Here is a 5,419-nt window from a genome sequence, read left to right as displayed (position 1 = left end):
ACGACGACCCCAAGGCCGCCCTGATGCGCGAGGACTGGGGCAGGGATCATGTCCGGGCGCGGGATGAGGATGATTACGTCACGCCGCCCCCGGGGGAGGGTGAGCTGAGCGAGGTTCAGGCGGATGCGATTCTGAACATGCGCCTGCGCTCCCTGCGTCGGTTGGAGGAACTGGAACTGCTGCGCGAGCAGGCCGCTCTGATGGAGGAGCGCGCCGGGCTAGAGGACCTGCTCGATAGCGAAGGACTGCAGTGGGACACCATCTCGGCACAGTTGCGGGATACGAAGAAGCAGTTCGGCAAGGACTGGCCGGGCGGCGCCCGCCGCACCACCTTTGCCGAGGCGGGGGAGGTCGAGGACGTTCCGATCGAGGCCATGATCGACCGCGAACCGATCACGGTGGTCTGTTCGCAGATGGGCTGGGTCCGCGCCATGACGGGGCATATCGACCTGAACCGCGAACTCAAGTTCAAGGACGGGGACGGGCCGCGATTCATCTTCCACGCCGAAACGACCGACCGCCTGCTGGTCTTCGGCTCGAACGGGCGCTTCTACACGATATCGGCGGCAAACCTGCCGGGCGGGCGCGGCATGGGCGAGCCCCTGCGCCTGATGGTGGACCTGCCCAACGAGGCGCAGATAGTGGCGCTCTTCATTCACCAGCCGGGGCGCAGGCTGCTCGTGGCATCTTCTGCCGGGGACGGTTTCGTCGTGCCGGAGGACGAAGTGGTCGCGCAGACCCGCAGCGGGAAACAGGTTCTCAACGTGCGGGGGGAGACCCGCGCGCTGATCTGTCGGCCTGTCACGGGGGATTCCGTCGCCACGGTGGGCGAGAACCGCAAGGTGCTGGTCTTCGGTCTCGACGAACTGCCCGAAATGAATCGCGGCAAGGGCGTGCGGCTGCAGAAGTTCAAGGACGGTGGCCTGAGCGACGCCATCACCTTTGTCGGCGCGGATGGCCTCGTCTGGCAGGATCCGGCGGGGCGGACCCGGACACAGTCAGACCTTGCCGAATGGACCGGAAAACGCGCCGGTGCGGGCCGCATGGCTCCCCGCGGCTTCCCGCGGAACAACCGCTTCGACTGATTGGCGGCGGCGGTGCATACTTCGGATTCTGCCGCGCATCCACCAGAGCCGGCTGCCGATCACGGCCCGCCGGGGGCGATGAGAGTAGATTTCGTCGGCAAGCGCGCCGGGCTGTTCTGGCTTGCGCTCAAGACCGCGCTGCTGACGGTACTGACGCTAGGCATTTACCGGTTCTGGATGAAGACCCGGTTGCGCCGCTGGTACTGGTCCGCGATCCGGCCCGGGGGGCATGGGCTAGAATATACCGGTGATCCGCTGGAAAAGCTGCTTGGCTTTCTGATCGCCGTGGTGGTGCTGACCTTTTATCTTGGCATCGTCAATCTGCTGCTGATGTTTGTCAGCTTTTCCGTCTTCGCGGCGTCTTGGGTCGGGTATGTGGCCAGTGCTCTGGGTATCGTGCCGCTTCTGTTCTACGCCCGCTACCGTGCCCGTCGCTACATCCTGTCCCGCACGCGCTGGCGCGGGGTGCGCTTCGGGGTGGCGCGCGGCGCATGGGGCTATGCCGCGCGGGGGGTGGCGCATTGGTGCATCACCCTCCTGTCGCTCGGCCTGCTTTGGCCCCGCATGACATTCTGGCTGGAAAAATACCGTACAGACAGAACCTATTTCGGCTCGGTCAGGCTGGTTCAGGGAGGGCGCTGGGTAATGCTCTACCCCGCGACCATCCCCTTCGTGCTGAGCCTGCTGGGGCTGATCGCCAGTTTGATCTGGATTTTCTGGGCAATGCCGGTGGTGCCCGATTGGGTCGCGTTCGAGCGAGACGCGCAAAGGCTGTTCGAAGAAATTGCCGCCGGGGGCAGCCCTGTTATCGATCTGAACGCCCCTTGGCGGCTGGGGCTTTTGCCGTTTTTCGCGGCGGGGCTGCTTTACGGCGCGATACACTACCGCTGGGTCTGCAAACGTATTCTGGCAAACAACAAATACGCCTTTGGGCTGTCGCTGCAATCGCGGCTGTCCGGCGCTCGGGTGGCTTTCATCTACGTTTTCGGAAATTTGATCGCTTATCTCGTTCTTATATCGGGGCTCGTTCTCTTGGCGGGGCTGGCGGTGCGGCTTCTGGGCCTCGATCTGGCGGCGGATATGCTGGGAGCGATCGATGCGGGCGAGCTTGTACTGCCCGGCTGGATTGGCTTGCTGTCCTTCGTGATGCTTTACCTGCTGATTTTCGCCTTGTGGGGTGCGGCCTACAGCGCCTTTGTGACGTTCCCGCTGATCCGCCATGTGGCGCGCACGACCGCGCTGCCGCAAACCCGAGGCCTTTCGTCGATCAGCCAGCGCGCGCGTGACGACTTCGCCGAAGCGGAGGGTTTTGCCGAAGCGCTCGACTTGGGGGCGGCGATATGAGCAAGGGGTTCGACGGTTTCGGCGCCTGCTATTTCGATGGCGACAGGCCGGTCCCGCAGGAGGTGAGCCTGCATATCGCCAGCGGGGTGTTGCAGATCGGGCTGGATGACGGACGGATCATACGCTGGCCGGTGAAGGAAATCCGCAGGTTGCCGGATCGGGCCGGGCGGGACCGGACGCTGCTGTGCCGCGCAGGCGACCCGCTTACCCGGCTGGAAATCACGGATCAGGAAATGCTGGGCTACCTGCCTGCGGTCAGGCGGCGGGTTCATTCGGTCCGGCGGTTGCGCCTGCTGGCCTGGGGGTTGGCCGCTGTTGCGGCGGTCTGGCTGCAGTTGCTCTACCTGATCCCGCTGCTGTCGGACCGGTTGGCGGAATACATTCCGCCGGAGGGGGAAAGGGCGCTGGGCGAGGCAACGCTCGAACAGGTGCGCATGGCGCTTGATGAAACCGGGATGGGGGCATTGCCGTTTTGCGATGCGCCCCGGGGGCAGGCCGCGCTTGACCGGATGACTGAAAGACTTGCGCCGGGATCGGCCTTGCCGGTGCCGCTGTCCGTCTCGGTTCTGGATCATCCGATGATCAACGCCTTCGCCCTGCCGGGGGGCCAGGTTGTATTGTTCCGGGGGCTGCTGGAACTGGCGGAGACCCCGGAAGAGGTGGCGGCGGTGCTTGCCCATGAAATGGGCCATGTCGCACGGCGTGATCCGACCCGTCATGCCCTGCGCTCCGCCGGTTCCATCGGGGTGCTGGGTCTGGTGCTGGGCGATTTCGCGGGCGGTGCCGCCGTGCTGTTCCTGACCGAACGGCTCATCAACGCGCGCTATTCCCAACTGGCCGAGACCGAGGCGGATGTTTACGCCCGCGAGGTGCTGCGGCAGGCGGGGGTGGCGCCCACGGCGCTTGCCCTTGCGTTCGAACGGATGCGGGCCGCTGCAGGGGTGCAGGAAGACGACGGAGAGGATGGGGTCATCGCCCATTTCCTCAGCCACCCCAGCCTTTCGGCAAGGATCGAAGCGGCACTGCGTGATCCTTTGCCGCCCGGTACGGCGCAGCCCGTGCTGCCGGTCGCGGACTGGCTTGCTCTGCAATCCATTTGCGAGGGCTAGCCAGTCTTCGACCGTAGGCTCAGTCCAATGCCTCCGCGTTCAGCCAGACGCCGCCTTCGGGGCGCAGCGTGATGATCATCACCGGTTCAGGCTCCTTGCCCGGTACCGGCGTGAAACGGAACCTTGCGAGCAGCGTGGCGAGGATGATCACGGCCTCTTGCAAAGCAAAGGAAGCGCCGATGCAGATGCGCGGGCCGTCACCGAAGGGAAGGTAGGCGTAGCGGTCGATTGCCTTGCGGTCCGCGAACCGGTCGGGTCGGAAGGCATCCGGTTCGTCCCAGAGCAGGGCGTTACGCCCCAGCGCATAGATCGGCACCATGACCGTATCGCCCGGGCGGATTTCCCTGTCGCAGAGCGTGTCGGGTTTCGCCGCCGTGCGGGAGATGATGCCCGCGGGCGGGTAGAGGCGCAGCGCCTCATCGACGATCTGGCGAATGAAGGGCAGCTTTTCCACGTCATCCCCCGTAGCAGCGCGGCTCTTCAGGACCGAACGCGCCTCTTCGCGGGCACGGTCCTGCACGCCCTCATCGAAGGACACCAGATACATCGACCATGCAAGCGTCAGCGCCGTCGTTTCGTGGCCCGCCACGATGAAAGTCAGCAGGTTGTCCCGCAGTTCGGCGGTATTCATCTGACGCTTGGTCTTGGGGTCGACGCCCGAAAGCAGGAGGTCGAGCAGGTCCGGCACGCCGTCATGCCCGCGCTGTGCGCGTGCCTCGATTGCGCCGTCGGCCATGGATTTCATCTGTTTCAGCGCGGCCCCCGACATGATGCGCCCCGGTCTCGGGACCCAGTCGGGGAAGCCGAGGATGTCGAAAAGGCTGATCTTGCCCGCCTCTGCCACATAGTCGTCGATGGCGCCGTGAACCGCGTCGCGGTCAAAGGTATCGCCCCCCGAAAATGTCACGTCCGAGATCACGTCGAAGGTGGTTGTCACCATTTCATCGAGCAAGTTCACGGCCCGGGGACCATGCCCGGCGATCCTTTGCGTGGTTCGCTCAGCCGCCGCGGTCATGATGGGTGACAGGTTCAGCACGTTGCGATGAGAGAAGACCGGCGCGGCAGCGCGTCGCTGCCAACGCCAGTGCGCGCCTTCGGCGATGAACAGCGAATCGCCAATTGCCGGTTTCAACAGGTTCTTGGTCACCAGCGATTTCGGATAATCCTCCACCCGGTCGAGCAGGATTTGCCGTATCGCGCCGGGATCCATCACCATGTGCCAGCGCTTGCCCGTCTTGCCCGATACCATCGGTTGCCGGGTCGCGATCTCGGGTATGATGCTCAACACGTTGCGTCGCGCCATTTGCAGGCTCTTGAGGATCCCCCATGGTTCCGTGACCAGCGGCACGCGGACGGGAAGGCGGGCGGTCTCGTTCATGGGCTATTCCTCTTGCGGCAGGGGGGCGCGGGGGTGCGGTTCGCCTTCAAGGTAAGGCGTGGTCCCTTTCCTGCCAACGCGGCATTTGACTGCACCTGGCTGCCGGAATGGCAAGGGTACGCTGTCCGAACGGGAATGTCCGACCGGCGAGAGTTTGAATTGCAGGAACGGTCGTTCAATGCTGCGACATGCGCTTGATTTCGGAGGCCGTCTCAAATACATCGCCCGCCATATAGGGATCGGGCCCCGTCGGGGGCTCCTCAATGCAAAGGGCGCCCACCATGGCAAAGGCAAAGTTTGAACGTAACAAGCCGCACGTAAACATCGGCACGATCGGTCACGTTGACCACGGCAAGACGACGCTGACGGCGGCGATCACGAAGTACTTCGGCGACTTCCGCGCCTACGACCAGATCGACGGCGCGCCCGAAGAGAAGGCCCGCGGCATCACGATCTCCACCGCGCACGTGGAATACGAGACCGAAGCACGCCACTACGCGCAT

At 64.5% G+C, this 5,419-nt stretch carries 5 protein-coding genes; 4 read left to right on the top strand and 1 reads right to left on the bottom strand.

What is annotated here, in order from left to right; translation table 11 throughout:
* The 3 genes from A3728_RS13260 to A3728_RS13250 form a co-directional block, all read left to right on the top strand.
* A partial coding sequence (locus A3728_RS13260) for a DNA gyrase C-terminal beta-propeller domain-containing protein (RefSeq protein WP_330220279.1) occupies positions 1 to 1,085 on the top strand: 1,085 nt, incomplete at its 5' end.
* Between the two features lie 78 nt (positions 1,086 to 1,163).
* Positions 1,164 to 2,429, top strand: a complete 1,266-nt coding sequence (locus A3728_RS13255; protein WP_067924559.1) for a DUF898 family protein — start codon at positions 1,164 to 1,166, stop codon at positions 2,427 to 2,429.
* The gene (locus A3728_RS13250; protein WP_067924556.1) at positions 2,426 to 3,538 is read left to right on the top strand and encodes a M48 family metallopeptidase; all 1,113 of its coding nucleotides are present in this window, start codon (positions 2,426 to 2,428) and stop codon (positions 3,536 to 3,538) included. The genes A3728_RS13255 and A3728_RS13250 overlap by 4 nt, the downstream gene beginning before the upstream one ends.
* A 19-nt stretch (positions 3,539 to 3,557) precedes the next feature.
* On the opposite strand, the gene A3728_RS13245 is transcribed toward A3728_RS13250, so the two are convergent.
* The gene (locus tag A3728_RS13245) at positions 3,558 to 4,916 is read right to left on the bottom strand and encodes a cytochrome P450 (protein ID WP_067924553.1); all 1,359 of its coding nucleotides are present in this window, start codon (positions 4,914 to 4,916) and stop codon (positions 3,558 to 3,560) included.
* 281 nt (positions 4,917 to 5,197) lie between these two features.
* Between A3728_RS13245 and A3728_RS13240 the strand changes: the two genes are divergently transcribed.
* Positions 5,198 to 5,419 (top strand): GTP-binding protein (locus A3728_RS13240; protein WP_236630496.1); only part of this gene is annotated, 222 nt, incomplete at its 3' end.

It is taken from the genome of Sulfitobacter sp. HI0040 (assembly GCF_001634885.1).
Classification (GTDB): domain Bacteria; phylum Pseudomonadota; class Alphaproteobacteria; order Rhodobacterales; family Rhodobacteraceae; genus Sulfitobacter.
Note: the sequence above shows the minus strand (reverse complement) of the source record. Positions and strands in the feature narration are given on the sequence as shown.

Coding starts and splice junctions, on each gene's coding strand:
- A3728_RS13255 (WP_067924559.1), top strand. CDS start 1,164: ATGAGAGTAGATTTCGTCGGCAAGCGCGCCGGGCTGTTCTGGCTTGCG.
- A3728_RS13250 (WP_067924556.1), top strand. CDS start 2,426: ATGAGCAAGGGGTTCGACGGTTTCGGCGCCTGCTATTTCGATGGCGAC.
- A3728_RS13245 (WP_067924553.1), bottom strand. CDS start 4,916: ATGAACGAGACCGCCCGCCTTCCCGTCCGCGTGCCGCTGGTCACGGAA.